The sequence below is a fragment of the Rathayibacter sp. VKM Ac-2803 genome, assembly GCF_009807175.1.
Lineage (GTDB): Bacteria > Actinomycetota > Actinomycetes > Actinomycetales > Microbacteriaceae > Rathayibacter.
On record NZ_WUCD01000002.1, the window covers coordinates 1 to 13,682 of the forward strand.

The window sequence follows — 13,682 nt, forward strand, 5'->3', positions numbered from 1 at the left end:
CACTGAGACGGAGCATCTTCGCCGGATCGATCCGCGAGCAGTGCGCCCGTTGCGCTGGCGGCGGGCCCGATCAGCAGGGCGCGGGCCGAGCGCAGGAGGTCGCTTCTCGTCGGAGTCGTAGAGTGAGCCGGAGCGACGGGGGGCCGCTGTGCATCGTGAAGCGTGGAGTCAGAGGCGCACGACAGCGAGGATCGCCACAGTCGTGGCGGTGCTCCCACTGCTCGCCGGCTGCGTCGAGCAGAACGCGACCACGTTCTCCGACTACGACCGCGTTCAGGAGCAGCGGGACGTCCTCCCCTTCCTCGGCAGGGTCGGCGAAGGGCTCGATCCGGAGACGGTCCGCTACGCCGGAACGGTCGACGGACTCGACGTCTACGTGGCGAGCGGGATCGACAGCGGGAGTCACTGCGTCGTCGTCCACTCCGACGACGGATTGGAGAGCGGCTGCGGAGACACGGTGTCGAAGCAGAACGAGTGGACCGTGCGCATCCACCCGGACGGCGCGGTTCCCGAGGACGCCACAGGAGACGACTGGACGCAGCTCGGCGAGAACCTCTCGGTGCGCGCGGGATGACGAGCGATCCCCACCCTGGCCTGAATGCATGGGAGCCCCGGTCGATCTCGTCACGCGGCGGCTCCGCCTGCGCCCTCTCACGACGGACGACGAGTCGGCGGTCACGGCCTACCGGGCAGACCGGCACGCGTCCCGTCACCTCGGGCATCCGCCGCTGGAGGAGGGGCAGTTCGCGCGCGAACCGGGCCACCGCCGCTTCCTCGCTGATCGAGCCCGCAGCCCGCGGAGCCGGCGTATCGAGAACAACCAGCGTCAGAAGTGCGGATCTGACGACCGCTCTGCTGACGCTGGTCGGTCTCTAAGGAGAAGTCACCCCACGGGTGTGGCTGCAAGCTCGCTGATCGAGTAGCCCGCGCAGCAGGCGTATCGAGATCCACCTCGTCAGAAGTCCAGGTCAGAAGGCCGATCTCCTGAAGTTGCCGGGTCTCGATACGCCCCTGCGGGGCTACTCGACCAGCATGGAAGGCGAGCCGCACCGACTCCTCCCTCACCAGTCGACCCCGGAGTCACTCCGTCGGGCGGAAGAACTCCTCGATCACCGTCGCCAGCGCGACCAGGTCGTCGACGTGCGCGAGCTCGCGCGCGGAGTGCATCGAGAGCAGCGGCACGCCCACGTCGACGGTCGCGATCCCGAGCCGGGTCGCGGTGAGCGGCCCGATCGTCGAGCCGCACGGGACGGTGTTGTTCGAGACGAACTCCTGGTACTCGACGCCGGCCCGGGCGCAGAGGCCGGCCCAGAGCGCCGCGCCCCGCGCATCGGTCGCGTAGCGCTGCGAGGCGTTGATCTTGAGCAGCGGACCCCCGCCCGCCACCGGCTGGTTCACCGGGTCGTGCTTCTCGGGGTAGTTCGGGTGCACCGAGTGCCCCGCGTCCGCCGAGAGGCACCACGACCCGGCGATCGCCCGGGCGCGCTCGTCGACGCCGGCCCCGAGCGCCGCGCCGATCCGGTTCAGCACGTCCTCGAGGAACGGGCCGCTCGCGCCGGAGCGGGTCGCCGAGCCGAGCTCTTCGTGGTCGAACGCGGCGAGCACGCTGATGTGGCCCGACGCCGGCTGCGGCCCGGAGCTCGCGGCGAGCAGCGCGACGAGACCGGCGTGCACGGAGCTGAGGTCGTCCATGCGGCCGGCGGCGAAGAGCGCGTCGTCGAGGCCGAAGCGTCGGGGCGGCTGCGTGTCGGCGGTGACGAGGTCGTAGCCGACGACGTCCGAGGCGTCGTCGAGCCCGGCCCGGGCGGCCAGCAGACCGAGCAGGTCGACGTCCGCGGCGTCGCCCACGCCGAGCACCGGGACGGTGTGCTTCTGCCGGTCGAGCGTCAGGCCGTCGTTCACCTCGCGGTCGAGGTGGACGGCGAGCTGGGGGATGCGCAGGAACGGGCCCGTGCGCACGAGCAGCTCCGCACCGTCGCGCGTCACGAGGCGGCCGGCCAGCTCGAGCTCGCGGTCGAGCCACGAGTTGAGCAGCGGACCGCCGTAGATCTCGACGCCGGCCTGCAGCCAGCCCTTCGAGCCGATCGTCGCCTTCGGCTTGACCTTGAAGCCCGGCGAGTCGGTGTGCGCGCCCAGGATGCGGAACGGCGTCAGCGCGTCGGCCTCCGCCGGCAGGTGCCAGGCGATGACGGCTCCGTCGCGGACCACGACGTAGCGACCGGGGGCGGTGGGCCACGCCTGCGTCTCGTCCACTCCCGCGAATCCGGCGGCCCCGAGCCGCCGCGCCGTCTCTGCCGCGGCGTGGTACGAGGAGGGGGAGGCCGTGAGGAACTCGGCGAAGTCGGCGATGTGGTCGGCGCGATCGGTCATCGCTCCAGTGAACACCCCCGCGGCGCCCGGCCCGTCACCACCTCCGGTAGATGCGGTAGGGCCCGTCGGAGTGGACGAGCGCGAACCGGTCGAGCCTCTCGGGGTGCCGCGAGAGGACCCTCGTGATCGTGTCCGCCTCGTTGTCCTCGTTCAGGAGGATCCACTCGACGGCGCCCGCCGGGTCCTCCTGCGCGCGGACGAAGGCCTCGCCCGCCGCGTAGTCGACGAGCTCGACGAGGGGGAGGCGGAGGTCGAGGACGAAGGGGTTCTGGCTCTCGTCCACGAGGATCCCGCCGCCCTCGTACTGCCGGCCGAGCCAGGTGAAGGAGCGGCGGAGGTCGGCGAACGCGACGCGCTGGTCGGCGGCTTCGGCGAGCACCGCGACCCGCTCGGGCTCCCCCAGCATCCACACCGATTGGCCGGTGAGTCCGGCGAGCACCGCGGCACCGACCACGGCGCGGAACGCCCGCCCGGCGACGCGGCTCCGCGCCTCGATGACCGTCTGCACCAGGTAGCCGATCATGACCGAGGTGACGAGTCCGGCGACCAGGGCGTAGCGGGTGTTCCACCAGCCCGTCGGCAGGGTGTGGTCGCTGTAGATGACCGACTGCCCCGCGGCCAGGCTGACGAGAGAGAACAGCGCGGGCACCCCGGTCAGGGCGAGCAGGAGGAAGCGGTCCGAGAGCCCGTCGCGCACGGCGAGCGCCGCCGCGCCCAGAGCGGCCAGCACGACGCTCGCCGGGCCGTAGGCCTGGACGATGCTCCAGACGTAGACGTACACCGCGATGCCCGGGTCGCCCGCGGTGGTGACGAGGCCCGCCTCCGTGATGCCCCGCTGCAGCTCGGCCGCCGAGAAGGGGCCGTTCGCGAACTCGAGCGGATTGCCGTAGATCGCCGTGTTGTAGGCCAGCCACCACGCGATCGCCGCCAGGGACGGGAGGGCCAGCCCGAATGCCGACGCGACCGCCGCGCCGATCCGGCGGTCGCGGCGGAAGGACACCACGGCCACGAGCACCGCCCCGCCCGCGAGCAGCGCCCAGCCCTCGTAGCGCGACATCACCGCGATCGCGAGCGGGATCCCGCAGAAGACCGCCGTCTCGCCGATCGAGTGCCGGCGGCGGGCCGTGACCCAGCGGGCGAGCCCGGCGACGCAGCCGAGCAGGCCCGCGATCAGCACCGGCTCGGTGAGTGGAGTCGTGAACACGTAGAGCACGGCGGGGCTGCTGACGAAGGCCGCGACCGTCGCGAGGCGGGCCGTGCGCCCGGAGCGCATCCGCGCGGCGATGCGGTAGAGGGCGGAGGCGGAGAGCCCGAGGCAGAGGGTCCCGACGATCGCGGCGCCGGCTCCGCTGACCCACCACTCGAAGTCGATCACGAACGGAGCGAGGATCAGGTGGGGCACCGGGAGCCAGACAGTGCCCAGCTGCTGGAACCCGGGAGACGCGCTGTCGAAGAGGCGCCGGGCGATGCTGAGGTGCAGCTGCTCGTCGCGATAGGCGATCCCCGCGCCCGACGAGACGGAGACGACCGACGCGAGAGCGCCGAGGACGACCACCGCGACGAACACCGTCACGCTGCCCGGGACCCGTCGCCCGGGCGGCGACGCACCGAGATCGGCCCACCGTGCGCGCGCCCACGCGCCGAACGGAGTGGCGCTGTCCATCGGAGTCCTCGGGGTCGATGGAGCAGGGCGAGAAGCAGGCCCGAGTCTGCCCTAGTGCTGCGAGGATTTCTCGCGCGAGAGCGAGGATGCCCATCTCGGGGGGTGGAGATCAGGGTTGTCCCTGATCCGCCGCGGCCCGCGCCACCGCAGGATCGACCCATGCCCCCTGCTCCCGCCGCCCGCTCCACCCTGCTGCGTCCCCTCGCCGTCGCCCTCGTCGGAGGGCTCGTCCTCGGCGCGCTGACCAGCGTCCTGCAGACCTGGCTGCCGTCCTCCTTGACGTCGTTCGCCAACTCCTCGGGCGGCTGGTCGATGCTCGTGTTCGCTCTGGTGCGGCTCGGCCGGGCACGCCCGGTACCGGCCGCCCTGCTCGGGCTGCTGGCGTTCTGGGCGCTGCTCGAGGGCTACGACCTCGTCACCGGCGCGCGCGGCTTCGGCTACTCGCCCCCGTTCACGGACGTCTTCTGGCTGCTCGCGGTGCCGGCCGGGCCGATCCTGGGGGCCGCCGCCGCCCTCACCCTGCACGGGACGACTCCGTGGCGGGTGCTCGCGGTCGCCCCGCTCTCGGGCGTGCTGATCGGCGAGGGGATCTGGGCGCTCGGCGCCGTCGCCGACACCACGGGCTCGGTCTACTGGTGGCTGCAGATCGTCCTCGGCACGGGCTTCCTGGTGCTCGCGGTGATCCGGAGGCGCCCCCGGCCCCTCACGGTGCTCGCCGCCCTCGCGGTCACGGCGCTGGCCGCCGCCGTCTTCCACACGGTCTACTCGATCCTGTAGCGGAGCGTCGTCGGACGCGGTGGTGCCGCGCTCGCGCTACGCGCCCATCGCCGGGCCGAGCGAGCCCCGCGGGCCCGTCTCGGCGAACTCCGCGATGCGCGTGAAGGCGAGCACCGCCTCGTCGTTGCTGATCCGGCCCGCGTCGACTCCGTCGGCGATCCGGAGCACCTCGAGCTTCCAGGTGGCGCGAGCCGCGGCGTCGAGGCCGGCGGCTCCGATCGATGTCGAGGCGCGGACGCGCGCGATGATCGTGGTGACGTGCCATCGTCGATTGCTGAAGACCACTGCTTCTCCTCTCGCTGGTTCCCGTACTCCTTCGGAGCGGCACCCCCGCCCCGATGGGCGAGCAGCTGTGGGTTTACTGTGGAGGCATGTCTCGATCCCTGCGCCTCGGTGCCACCGCCGCCCTCGCCCTCCTCCTGACCGGCTGCACCTCCGCGGGCAGCGGCTCGGACGTCGAGGAGCTCGAGGCGGCCCCGGCCGCCGGAGTGGAGATCACCGGCGACGGCTACACCTACGCCGTCCCGGACGGCTGGGACATCCCCGACACCGACCCCTCCTCGATCGGCGCGGACACCCTCGCCGCCGACCTGACCGACACCGACGGCTTCTCGGACAACGTGAACGTCGTCCTGAGCCCCGCCGGAGCCGTCACCGCCGAGCAGATCGAGTCGACCGGAGTGGACGAGCTCACCGGCGCCGGCGCGACCGACGTCGAGGTCGAGGACCGCGTCCAGGTCGCCGGCACGGAGTCGGCCCACCTGAGCGGCGCGCTGACCGCCCAGGGCGCGTCGTACAGCATCGAGCAGTACTACCTCACCCAGGACGACCAGACCTACGTCGTGACGTTCTCGTTCAGCCCGACCGTCGACGACGACGCCCGCCAGGACCTCGCTGAGTCCGTCCTCGCGTCCTGGACCTGGGCCTGATCCGCGGCTGACCCCGCCGCGCGTCAGCCGGCGAGGAGGCTGCGCGCGAAGCAGAGCGACTCGGCCGAATCGACGTACGACCCGAACAGCGGGATGCTCTCGTAGCCCTCGCGCTCGTAGAACCGGATGGCGTCGGGCTGCCGGGTGCCGGTCTCGAGGACCAGACGCTCGGCGCCGAGCTGCCGTGCGCTCGACTCCAGTGCCCGTAGCACAGCGACCGCGAGGCCGGTCCCGCGCATCCCGGGGACGACGTACATCCGCTTGATCTCGATGCCGCCGGGGCCGACGACCGCATCGGGGAGCGGGCGCAGGCCTCCGCACCCGACCGGCCTCCCCTCCGGCGTCGTGGCGACGAGGAACACCGGCACGTCGCCCGCCGAGGGGACGGTGCCCGGCTCGTGGTCGTCGCTGCCGTAGCGCGCATCCAGCTCACGGCGCTGCTCGCCGCGCAGCCACTCCGCGTCGGGGTGGTCGAACGGCACGGGTGTGATCTGCCAGGTCATGGTCGCCCTCCGGGGAATGGGTCCGTGCTTGCCGATAACAAGCGTTACGGTAACAGGCGTTACGCTTCTCTGCATGGCGAGAGCACGCGACGAGACGGCGATCCAGGAGAAGCTGTCGGAGGCGGTCTTCGCGACGCTCGCCGAACGCGGAGCCGTCGGACTGACCCTCCGAGCCGTCGCGGAGCGCGCCGACTGCACGACCGGCCTCGTCCTGCACACGTTCCGCGACAAGCGAGCGCTGCTCCTGCACGCCCGCGACGTCCTCCACGAGCGCACTCGTCTCCGGTTCGACGCGCTGACGACCGACGACCTCGATCCGGAGGCCGCTCTGCGTGCCGTCGCCTCTGCGGCACTTCCCACCGACCCCGCGGGGCTCGCCGAGGCGCGGGCGTGGATCGGATTCCTCTCGGCCGCGCTCAGCGACCCGATCCTCGCCGAGCGCCACGCCGTCCACAGCCGAGCGTTCGTCGAGCGCCTCGAGGGGCTGCTCGAGGCGATCGACGGCCCGCGACCGGACGCTCCGGACCGAGCCGCAGCCCTCGCCTCCGCGGTGGAGGGTATCTCGACCCTCGCCGCCGGTGACGCCGACTCGTGGACGCCCGACCGTCAGCGGGGAGCGCTCGACGTCGTGCTGGCCGCGGTCCTGGGGGCGCGGTGACGCCGCAGCCGGCGCTACGGTGACCGCATGAGCGCACGAGTCCTCGCCCCGAGCCGCCCGCCGATGGATCGAAGCCGAAGGGGCCCGCGTCGTACTTCGCGAGCATCGAGAGCACGTACGGGCGACCGATCCAGGAGTGGCTCGACCTCGCGAACGCGAAGCTCGACGAGGTCCCGCACATGCAGGTCGTGGCGTGGCTCAAGTCCGAGCACGGGATGGGCCACGGGCACGCGAACGCGGTCGTCGCGTACGTGAAGGCCGCCCGGGGCTGACGCGGCGTCCGCTTCAGGACCTGTCCGGAAGCGGCTCTTGCCCGCCGGCGCGAGCGTCGCGAGACTCTGGGTGGCACGTGCTCCGCGACCTCGGGTCGCAGGCGCGTGCGCTGACAGGAGCGACGCCGTTGACCACCATCCCGCCCGGCACCTCCGACTCGCGCAGCGCCTCCGACTCGCCCGCCACCGACACGAGCGCGCGAGTCGGTCTGCGCGCCTGGCTCCGTGGGGGCGCGTTCGGTCCGACCGAGCTGTCCCGCCGCGGCGTGCTGCTGGTCCTCGTCTCGGTCGTCCTCGTCGTCGTCCCGGTCGTGGGCCTGACGCTGATGTCGGTCGAGGTGCACCTCGCGCTCAAGGTGTCGGTGCTCGCCGTCACGGTGGTCGCCCTCGTCGGGGCGGCGCTGCGCGTCGTCGCCGATGCACGGCCGACGCCCCGGGGCGATCTCGACCGGGCCGGCAAGCTGATCGGAGCGGTCGCCGCCCTCTTCACGGCGCTCGCGGTGATCCTCGACTGGGGCGGGCTCGACCTCCTCTGACGTCCGACGGCGAGCCTGACTGGGAGTCCGCCGGTGGCTATCGAGCGGAAGAGCGCGAGCGCGCAAGGACCTGTGCCGACGCGGAGGAACTGCGTACCGTCGCCTGCGATCGGCACCGTCCGACGAGGCACCCGACGGGTGCAGAACAGGTGAGAGCACATGAGTCGCGAGAAGAACATCGCATCCCAGCAGGCGTTCGGCGAGGCGGTCAACGCCGGAGACTTCGCCGCGTTCGACGAGCTCGTCGCGCCCGATTCGGTCGACCACGACCCGGCGCCCGGCCAGGCCGCGGGGCCCGAGGGGTACGCCGCCTTCTTCGGCGAGCTGCGCACCGCGTTCCCCGACATGGCGCTCGCGGTCGAGAAGCTCGTCGCCGACGAGGACAGCGTCGCCTTCGCCTACACGCTCACCGGCACGCACACCGGCGTGTTCCAGGGCTTCGAGCCGACCGGCAGGGCCATCTCGATCCGCGGCATGCAGATCAGCAGCTTCGTCGACGGCAGGCTCGCCGAGCGCTGGGGCAGCAGCGACGAGCTCGGCATCCTGAAGCAGCTCGGTCTCGCGCCCGCGGCGTGAGCTACAGCCCGTCGACGAGGGCCGCCCGCAGCTCGGCGCTCACGTCGGCGGGCGGCTCGACCTCGACGGCGAGCGCCTGCACCGCCCGGCTGTAGAAGTTGCGGGCCGCGGCGGCCAGCGCGATGTCGACGATCTCGCGGTCGGTGAAGCCGGCCTCGCGCAGCCGGAGGCCGTCCGCCTCCGTCATGTCGGCGGCGTCCCGGCTGACCCGCTCCGCGAACTCCATCATCGCCACCTCGGCCGGAGTGAGACCGGCGCCGCGGAGGTCGCCCCGCGCGAGGCGGATCAGCTGCTCCTCCGAGAGGTAGCGCGACGCGACGCGACCGTGGGCGAGCAGGCAGTGCGCCGATCGCGCCCCGCGGGCGGCGGCGAGGGTCACGAGCTCGTAGCGACGCCGGTCCATCTGCACGGTGATCGCCCGGCTCAGCTCGTTCCAGGCGAGGAGGGCACCGGGGTTCAGGCCCAGGACCTTCGTGTGAGCCGCCACGTACCCCTGGGCGTCCACGTCGTCGGCGTAGAGCTCGGCCACCGGCCCCGCCGCCTCCGATTCGGGAACAGTCACGATGATCGACACGGTCGCTCTCCTCGTCCGTCGGAGGCGCCCCGGTGCGCCCGCGCCCTCGGATGGTAGCCCCGCGGCGGCTGCGGCGGCAGGGGCGCCGATCGGATCGGACCGCGTGGGATCCGGAGCGGTCAGACGCGCGTGACGAGCCCGTGCCCGAGCGAGGCGAGGGCCTCCTGGTTGCGGCGGTAGTGCGACCACTGGCCGATCCGCGTGCAGGTCACGAGGCCGGCCCGCTGCAGGGTCGCCATGAACTGCGAGGCCGTCGACTGCGAGACCTCGGCCCGGGCCTGGATGTGCTTCAGGCAGACACCGACCTCCTCGGCAGGCCGGTCCTGCGGCGGGAACGTCCCGGGCTCGCCGAGCCAGCCGAGGATCGCGAGCCGGGTCGGGTGGCCGAGGGCCTTGAAGGCCGCCACCATCTGCTCGTCCGTCCACTCCGTCACGGTTCGAGCATATCGGAGTATCGCGATGAACCGATGCTGTGCTACTCCTTAGATCGGTAAATCACGATTCAACGATGGAGGCGGAATGACCGAGCGGACAGCACTGGTGGTCGGGGCACGCGGAGTGATCGGGGGCAACCTGGTCGAGCACCTCGAGCGGGAGGGCGGCTGGCGCGTCATCGGGCTCTCCCGCCGCGGCGGAGTCGACGCGGGAGCCGTCCGGCACCGGTCGGTCGACCTGCTCGACCGCGCGGCGACGGCGGAGGCTCTGCGGGATCTGACGGAGGTGACCCACGTCTTCTACGCCGCCTACCAGGACCGGCCGACCTGGGCCGAGCTCGTCGAGCCGAACGTCGCGATGCTGACGAACGTCGTCGACGCGATCGAGCCCGTCGCCCCGCAGCTCGAGCACATCGGCCTGCTGCAGGGGTACAAGGTCTACGGCGCCCACCTCGGGCCCTTCGCGACGCCGGCGAAGGAGGACGATCCGCCGCACATGCCTCCCGAGTTCAATGTCGACCAGCAGCGGTTCCTCGAGCGCCGTCAGGCGGGCGCCACCTGGTCGTGGTCGGCGCTGCGCCCCTCGGTGGTCGCCGGAGTCGGGCTCGGCAACCCGATGAACCTCGCCCTGGTCATCGCGATCTACGCGTCGATCAGCAAAGAGCTCGATGTCCCGCTGCGCTTCCCGGGCACCCCCGGCGCGTACACCTCACTGATCGAGATGACCGACGCCGACCTGCTCTCGAAGGCGATCACCTGGGCGGCCACGACTCCCGAGTCCGCGAACCAGGCCTACAACATCACCAACGGCGACCTGTTCCGCTGGTCGGCGATGTGGCCCGCCCTCGCGAGGTTCTTCGACCTCGACACCGCCCCTCCGCTGCCGATGAGCCTGACCGAGGCGATGGCCGACAAGGGGCCGCTGTGGGAGGAGATGACCCGCCGGTACGGGCTCGTCCCGACCCCGTACTCCGACGTGTCCTCGTGGCCGTTCGGCGACTTCGTCTTCGGCTGGGACTACGACGTCATCGCCGACACGTCGAAGTCGCGGCGGGCGGGCTTCCACGAGTACGTCGACACCGAGGCGATGTTCCTGCGGATCTTCCAGGACCTCCGCGACCGGCGGCTCATCCCCTGAGCGCGGAGCACCCGCTCGCGACCCGATCGGAGTGGCCTGCCCGCGCGCGGCCCCGCCTCGCTGATCGCAGTGGCAAGAGCGCAGGTGGCCCTTCCTCGCCGATCGGAGTGACCTCCTGCCTGCGGCCCTTCCTCGCTGATCGGAGTGACCTCTTGCCTGAGGCCCCTCCCTGCTGATCGAGTAGCCCGCGCAGCGGGCGTATCGAGATCCACCGGCGTCAGAAGGCCGGGTCACGAGACCTGTCTGCTGACGGTCGTGGGTCTCGATACGCCCCTGCGGGGCTACTCGACCAGCATGCTCTTCTGGACTGCGGGCTCGAGCAGCATGCCTTCCTGCGCTGCGGGCTCGAGCAGCATGCTCGCTCCCCCGCGCCCGTCAGGGCTCCAGCGGCAGGAAGCGCACCGGCAGGTCGGCGACGTGCAGGTCGGAGTCGCGGAGGGCCTCCTCGATCGCGTCGTGCTCGGCGTCGGGCGCGACGATCTGCACCTTGTCGACGCCGTCGATCGGGGTGCCGCCGCCGTCGGCCCAGAAGCTGGTGACGCCGTGGTCCTCGACGAGGCGGTCGAGCACGGTGCCGTAGCGCTCCTGCTCCCCCGGCTCGACCACGAGGATGAGAGTGGCGGAGTTGACCTCGACGAGGCGGGTCGCGTCGAGCCCCGCCGCGTCGCGCAGATCCTCGGCGCGGGCGACGAGCGGCAGGAGCGTGCGGACGCCTCCCGAGGGCTCCTCGAGCGCGACGAGCGCGAGGCGGCCGTCCTCCCGGATCGCCGCCTGCAGCTCGACTCCGCGCATCGTGCTGTCGACCACGTCGAGGACGCCCTCGACGTCGAGTCCGAAGTCGGGGCAGCCGGCGGACGCGCGGGCGCCCTGCGCGGGGCTGTGCACCGAGACCGTGCTCCCGCCGTCGGTCCGAACGCGGACGGACCAGGTGACCGGGTCGGGGTACGCGGTCGTGCAGGCCACGTCGAGCAGATCAGCCAGGCCCGCCTCCTCGACGGTGAGCCCGATCCACGACGTCGGCGTGACGAAGGAGGACACCTCGACCCAGCGCTCGCTCCCGTCGACCGTCGCGCTCGGCACGGCCTCGACCTGCGCGGTGAGACGGTCGAAGCCCTCGTCGGGCCGGTCGAAGTGGGTCTCGTCGATCGCCCACGAGAACACGACCAGCGCTCCGACACCGAGGCCGGCCGCGACCACGGCGCCGAGGGTGAGCCACAGCTTCGTCGACATGACACCAGCCTCGCCCCCGAAGGGCCTCGACGGGGCGAACTCGCGGTGAACGACGCGTCCGCTTCCGGACGTGTCCGCAAGCGGATCTTGCCGCGCGGAAGTCGGATCGGGACAATCAGGGGTTCACAGAGCCCAGGAGTCGCCGTGATACCCGAGTCCCCGCCCGTCGCCCTCGCCCCGTGTCGGTGACCGAGACCGCGCAGGAGCGGCCCGCGACTGCGCGGCTCCGGCTCGGCGAATGGCTGCGCGGGGGCTCCTTCGGGCCGACCGACCTCACACGCCGCGGGTGCCTCCTGGTGCTGGTGTCGATCTTCGCGGTGCTCATCCCGGTGGGATCGCTGACGCTGATGGCGGCCGACGCGCACTTCGCGCTCAAGGTGTGGATCCTCGCCATCACGGTCATCGCCGTGCTCGGGGCGGTGCTGCGCGTGATCGCGGACGTGCGGCCGAACCCGCAGGACGACCTGGATCGGGCCGGGAAGGCGATCGGAGCGGTCGCCGCCCTCTACACGGCGCTCGCCGTGATCATCGACTGGAGCCTGCTGCACCTGTGAGGTCGCGCCCGCTCGGCGTCCGCACAGCACTGCTACGCGTCCGCCGCGGCGTCCGCTTCAGGACGTGTCCGCAAGCGGCGCTTGCCGCGGGCGAGGTCGACTCAGGACACTGGATCGCGCCCGGTCGGTTCCTGCCGGTCTCCCGGAGTGACCCGAACACTCTTCGGCTGATCGGCACGGCCGGGCGCTGTCCCGTCGGCCGCCCACGCCGCACCGAGCGCGAACAGGGTCGAGACGCCGTGGTGCTCCATGGCGGCGGCGACGCGCCTGCGGCCGGTGCGGGGATTGATCCCGAGGCGGTTCGACGCCGTCTCGAGGGTGATACCCGTGCGCATGAGGCGGAGCAGCGGGGTCCAGGGCTGCTCGACGGCGTCGACCGGAGTCGCCTGCCGCCACAGCTCCTCGAAGTACGCGCTGACCAGCCCGGCGAGCGCATGGTGCCGGACACCCAGGACGCTCGTCGGCCGGGGCTCGCCCCACTGGAACGGCACGGCGAGGTGCTCCCCGTCGACCCAGAGCCAGCACGGCGGGGTCTCGAGGAGCCGGTACTGCACTCCGGCCCTCTGGTAGTCGTCGACGCGGGCGAGCACGCGCGGATCGCTGATCGACCCGGCCGGGATGATGACGCGCACCCGGTCCTTCGCCACGAGAGCCTGCCCGAAGCGCTGGGCGCGCTCGGTGGGCGGGTCGAGGAACCGCTGGACGTCGGGAAGGACGGCGTCGAGCGTTCCGGAGTCGCGGCGGACGAGATCGAACCAGAGGTCCTCGGAGGCGTGGGTCCCGTGCCGCAGAAGGGTCGGCACGAGATCGGCGGAGGACTCGCCGACCGACCACGCGCCGAGCAGCGACGGCAGCTCCGCGATGATGCGCTCGATGCCGTCCATCGACCCGCGGGTGACGGCGCGCGCGGCCTCGGTGTGCCGGGCGATCGCCTCCGACGCCCACTCCGCGGGAGGGATGTAGACGAGCGCGTCGCCCTCGCCGCGCACGAGGCCCCGCTCGCGGAGGCGGGCGACGGCCGCGCGCAGGTCGACCGTGTCGAGGTCGGTCAGCACCGACGCCTCGGCGATCGTGCCCGGGCGGCCGCGGTGCAGCGCCGCGAGCAGTGTCTCGTCGTCCATGCGTCTCCCGTGAGGTGAGGGGCTCAGGGACGACAGTGCCCGCTCGGGGGCGGCGGGGCAAAGCCCCGCATTGACGCTGGCGGAGGGACGGGCGCGTCGAGTAGGGGCGGCCCGCCCCTCGCTGATCGATCCGTCGGAGAAGCCCCGTGTCGCGGAGGCGGTTTCAAGCGGCTAGTGCAACGGCGATGAGTTCTCTCATCTTGGCGGTGGGGCTGCGGAATCCGAGGGTTTGGCGGGGTCGGATGTTGAGGAGGCGCTGGGTTTCGGCGAGGTCGGCGTCGGTGATCGTGTTGAAGTTGAAGCCCTTGGGATAGAAGTCGCGGATCAGTCCGTTGGTGTTCTCGTTG

16 protein-coding genes and 2 pseudogenes are annotated in these 13,682 nt (G+C 72.2%); 9 read left to right on the plus strand and 9 right to left on the minus strand.

Annotation, left to right across the window (positions count from 1 at the left end; all coding sequences use genetic code 11):
* The first annotated feature begins 202 nt into the window (after positions 1-202).
* The gene (locus GRS96_RS18795; protein WP_159853085.1) at positions 203-574 is read left to right on the plus strand and encodes a hypothetical protein; all 372 of its coding nucleotides are present in this window, start codon (positions 203-205) and stop codon (positions 572-574) included.
* Between the two features lie 506 nt (positions 575-1,080).
* On the opposite strand, the gene GRS96_RS18800 is transcribed toward GRS96_RS18795, so the two are convergent.
* Together GRS96_RS18800 and GRS96_RS18805 are read right to left on the minus strand one after the other, a co-directional pair.
* Positions 1,081-2,370 carry a M18 family aminopeptidase gene (locus tag GRS96_RS18800; RefSeq protein WP_159853086.1) on the minus strand — a complete coding sequence of 430 codons (1,290 nt, stop codon included), beginning with the start codon at positions 2,368-2,370 and terminating at the stop codon, positions 1,081-1,083.
* 34 nt (positions 2,371-2,404) lie between these two features.
* On the minus strand, positions 2,405-4,033 hold the full coding sequence (locus GRS96_RS18805) for a hypothetical protein (RefSeq protein ID WP_159853087.1): 1,629 nt from the start codon (positions 4,031-4,033) through the stop codon (positions 2,405-2,407).
* A gap of 159 nt (positions 4,034-4,192) precedes the next feature.
* Here GRS96_RS18805 and GRS96_RS18810 point away from each other — a divergent pair, with 159 nt between their 5' ends.
* Entirely contained in the window at positions 4,193-4,810 is a 618-nt protein-coding gene (locus GRS96_RS18810; protein ID WP_159989412.1) for a DUF6518 family protein, read from the plus strand.
* A gap of 36 nt (positions 4,811-4,846) precedes the next feature.
* Here the strand turns inward: GRS96_RS18810 and GRS96_RS18815 are convergent, their stop codons facing one another.
* The gene (locus GRS96_RS18815; protein ID WP_159989413.1) at positions 4,847-5,095 is read right to left on the minus strand and encodes a hypothetical protein; all 249 of its coding nucleotides are present in this window, start codon (positions 5,093-5,095) and stop codon (positions 4,847-4,849) included.
* An 86-nt stretch (positions 5,096-5,181) separates the two neighbouring features.
* Between GRS96_RS18815 and GRS96_RS18820 the strand changes: the two genes are divergently transcribed.
* A complete protein-coding gene (locus GRS96_RS18820; RefSeq protein WP_159989414.1) occupies positions 5,182-5,739 on the plus strand; it encodes a hypothetical protein in 558 nt (185 codons plus the stop codon).
* A 23-nt stretch (positions 5,740-5,762) separates the two neighbouring features.
* Here the strand turns inward: GRS96_RS18820 and GRS96_RS18825 are convergent, their stop codons facing one another.
* A complete protein-coding gene (locus tag GRS96_RS18825; protein ID WP_159989415.1) occupies positions 5,763-6,242 on the minus strand; it encodes a GNAT family N-acetyltransferase in 480 nt (159 codons plus the stop codon).
* Between the two features lie 73 nt (positions 6,243-6,315).
* Here GRS96_RS18825 and GRS96_RS18830 point away from each other — a divergent pair, with 73 nt between their 5' ends.
* The 4 genes and pseudogenes from GRS96_RS18830 to GRS96_RS18845 all read left to right on the plus strand — a co-directional run bounded on the left by GRS96_RS18830 (position 6,316) and on the right by GRS96_RS18845 (position 8,284).
* Complete coding sequence (locus tag GRS96_RS18830; RefSeq protein ID WP_159989416.1) at positions 6,316-6,900, plus strand: TetR/AcrR family transcriptional regulator; 585 nt, start codon at positions 6,316-6,318, stop codon at positions 6,898-6,900.
* A 92-nt stretch (positions 6,901-6,992) separates the two neighbouring features.
* Positions 6,993-7,172, plus strand: a pseudogene (locus tag GRS96_RS18835) (DUF4287 domain-containing protein); the annotation flags it as partial.
* 128 nt (positions 7,173-7,300) lie between these two features.
* Positions 7,301-7,708 carry a hypothetical protein gene (locus GRS96_RS18840; RefSeq protein WP_159853098.1) on the plus strand — a complete coding sequence of 136 codons (408 nt, stop codon included), beginning with the start codon at positions 7,301-7,303 and terminating at the stop codon, positions 7,706-7,708.
* 159 nt (positions 7,709-7,867) lie between these two features.
* Positions 7,868-8,284, plus strand: a complete 417-nt coding sequence (locus tag GRS96_RS18845; RefSeq protein ID WP_159853100.1) for an ester cyclase — start codon at positions 7,868-7,870, stop codon at positions 8,282-8,284.
* 1 nt (position 8,285) lies between these two features.
* On the opposite strand, the gene GRS96_RS18850 is transcribed toward GRS96_RS18845, so the two are convergent.
* Together GRS96_RS18850 and GRS96_RS18855 are read right to left on the minus strand one after the other, a co-directional pair.
* Positions 8,286-8,858 carry a carboxymuconolactone decarboxylase family protein gene (locus GRS96_RS18850; protein ID WP_159853102.1) on the minus strand — a complete coding sequence of 191 codons (573 nt, stop codon included), beginning with the start codon at positions 8,856-8,858 and terminating at the stop codon, positions 8,286-8,288.
* Positions 8,859-8,977: 119 nt separating this feature from the next.
* The gene (locus GRS96_RS18855) at positions 8,978-9,292 is read right to left on the minus strand and encodes an ArsR/SmtB family transcription factor (RefSeq protein WP_236553708.1); all 315 of its coding nucleotides are present in this window, start codon (positions 9,290-9,292) and stop codon (positions 8,978-8,980) included.
* Between the two features lie 85 nt (positions 9,293-9,377).
* On the opposite strand from GRS96_RS18855, the gene GRS96_RS18860 reads away from it, so the two are divergent.
* On the plus strand, positions 9,378-10,430 hold the full coding sequence (locus tag GRS96_RS18860) for an SDR family oxidoreductase (RefSeq protein WP_159989417.1): 1,053 nt from the start codon (positions 9,378-9,380) through the stop codon (positions 10,428-10,430).
* A 375-nt stretch (positions 10,431-10,805) separates the two neighbouring features.
* Here the strand turns inward: GRS96_RS18860 and GRS96_RS18865 are convergent, their stop codons facing one another.
* The gene (locus GRS96_RS18865; RefSeq protein ID WP_159853106.1) at positions 10,806-11,660 is read right to left on the minus strand and encodes a hypothetical protein; all 855 of its coding nucleotides are present in this window, start codon (positions 11,658-11,660) and stop codon (positions 10,806-10,808) included.
* Between the two features lie 179 nt (positions 11,661-11,839).
* Here GRS96_RS18865 and GRS96_RS18870 point away from each other — a divergent pair, with 179 nt between their 5' ends.
* Entirely contained in the window at positions 11,840-12,214 is a 375-nt protein-coding gene (locus GRS96_RS18870; protein ID WP_159853107.1) for a hypothetical protein, read from the plus strand.
* A gap of 101 nt (positions 12,215-12,315) precedes the next feature.
* Here GRS96_RS18870 and GRS96_RS18875 read toward each other — a convergent pair whose 3' ends face one another.
* Both GRS96_RS18875 and GRS96_RS18880 read right to left on the minus strand, forming a co-directional pair.
* Positions 12,316-13,335 carry a hypothetical protein gene (locus tag GRS96_RS18875; protein WP_159989418.1) on the minus strand — a complete coding sequence of 340 codons (1,020 nt, stop codon included), beginning with the start codon at positions 13,333-13,335 and terminating at the stop codon, positions 12,316-12,318.
* A 163-nt stretch (positions 13,336-13,498) separates the two neighbouring features.
* Positions 13,499-13,682 (minus strand): annotated as a pseudogene (locus GRS96_RS18880) (IS30 family transposase); the annotation flags it as partial.

Excerpts from the sequence above, each read along its gene's own strand:
- GRS96_RS18805 (WP_159853087.1), bottom strand. The coding sequence starts at position 4,033 with ATGGACAGCGCCACTCCGTTCGGCGCGTGGGCGCGCGCACGGTGGGCC.
- GRS96_RS18875 (WP_159989418.1), bottom strand. The coding sequence starts at position 13,335 with ATGGACGACGAGACACTGCTCGCGGCGCTGCACCGCGGCCGCCCGGGC.
- GRS96_RS18865 (WP_159853106.1), bottom strand. The coding sequence starts at position 11,660 with ATGTCGACGAAGCTGTGGCTCACCCTCGGCGCCGTGGTCGCGGCCGGC.
- GRS96_RS18810 (WP_159989412.1), top strand. The coding sequence starts at position 4,193 with ATGCCCCCTGCTCCCGCCGCCCGCTCCACCCTGCTGCGTCCCCTCGCC.
- GRS96_RS18820 (WP_159989414.1), top strand. The coding sequence starts at position 5,182 with ATGTCTCGATCCCTGCGCCTCGGTGCCACCGCCGCCCTCGCCCTCCTC.
- GRS96_RS18830 (WP_159989416.1), top strand. The coding sequence starts at position 6,316 with ATGGCGAGAGCACGCGACGAGACGGCGATCCAGGAGAAGCTGTCGGAG.
- GRS96_RS18845 (WP_159853100.1), top strand. The coding sequence starts at position 7,868 with ATGAGTCGCGAGAAGAACATCGCATCCCAGCAGGCGTTCGGCGAGGCG.
- GRS96_RS18800 (WP_159853086.1), bottom strand. The coding sequence starts at position 2,370 with ATGACCGATCGCGCCGACCACATCGCCGACTTCGCCGAGTTCCTCACG.
- GRS96_RS18860 (WP_159989417.1), top strand. The coding sequence starts at position 9,378 with ATGACCGAGCGGACAGCACTGGTGGTCGGGGCACGCGGAGTGATCGGG.
- GRS96_RS18825 (WP_159989415.1), bottom strand. The coding sequence starts at position 6,242 with ATGACCTGGCAGATCACACCCGTGCCGTTCGACCACCCCGACGCGGAG.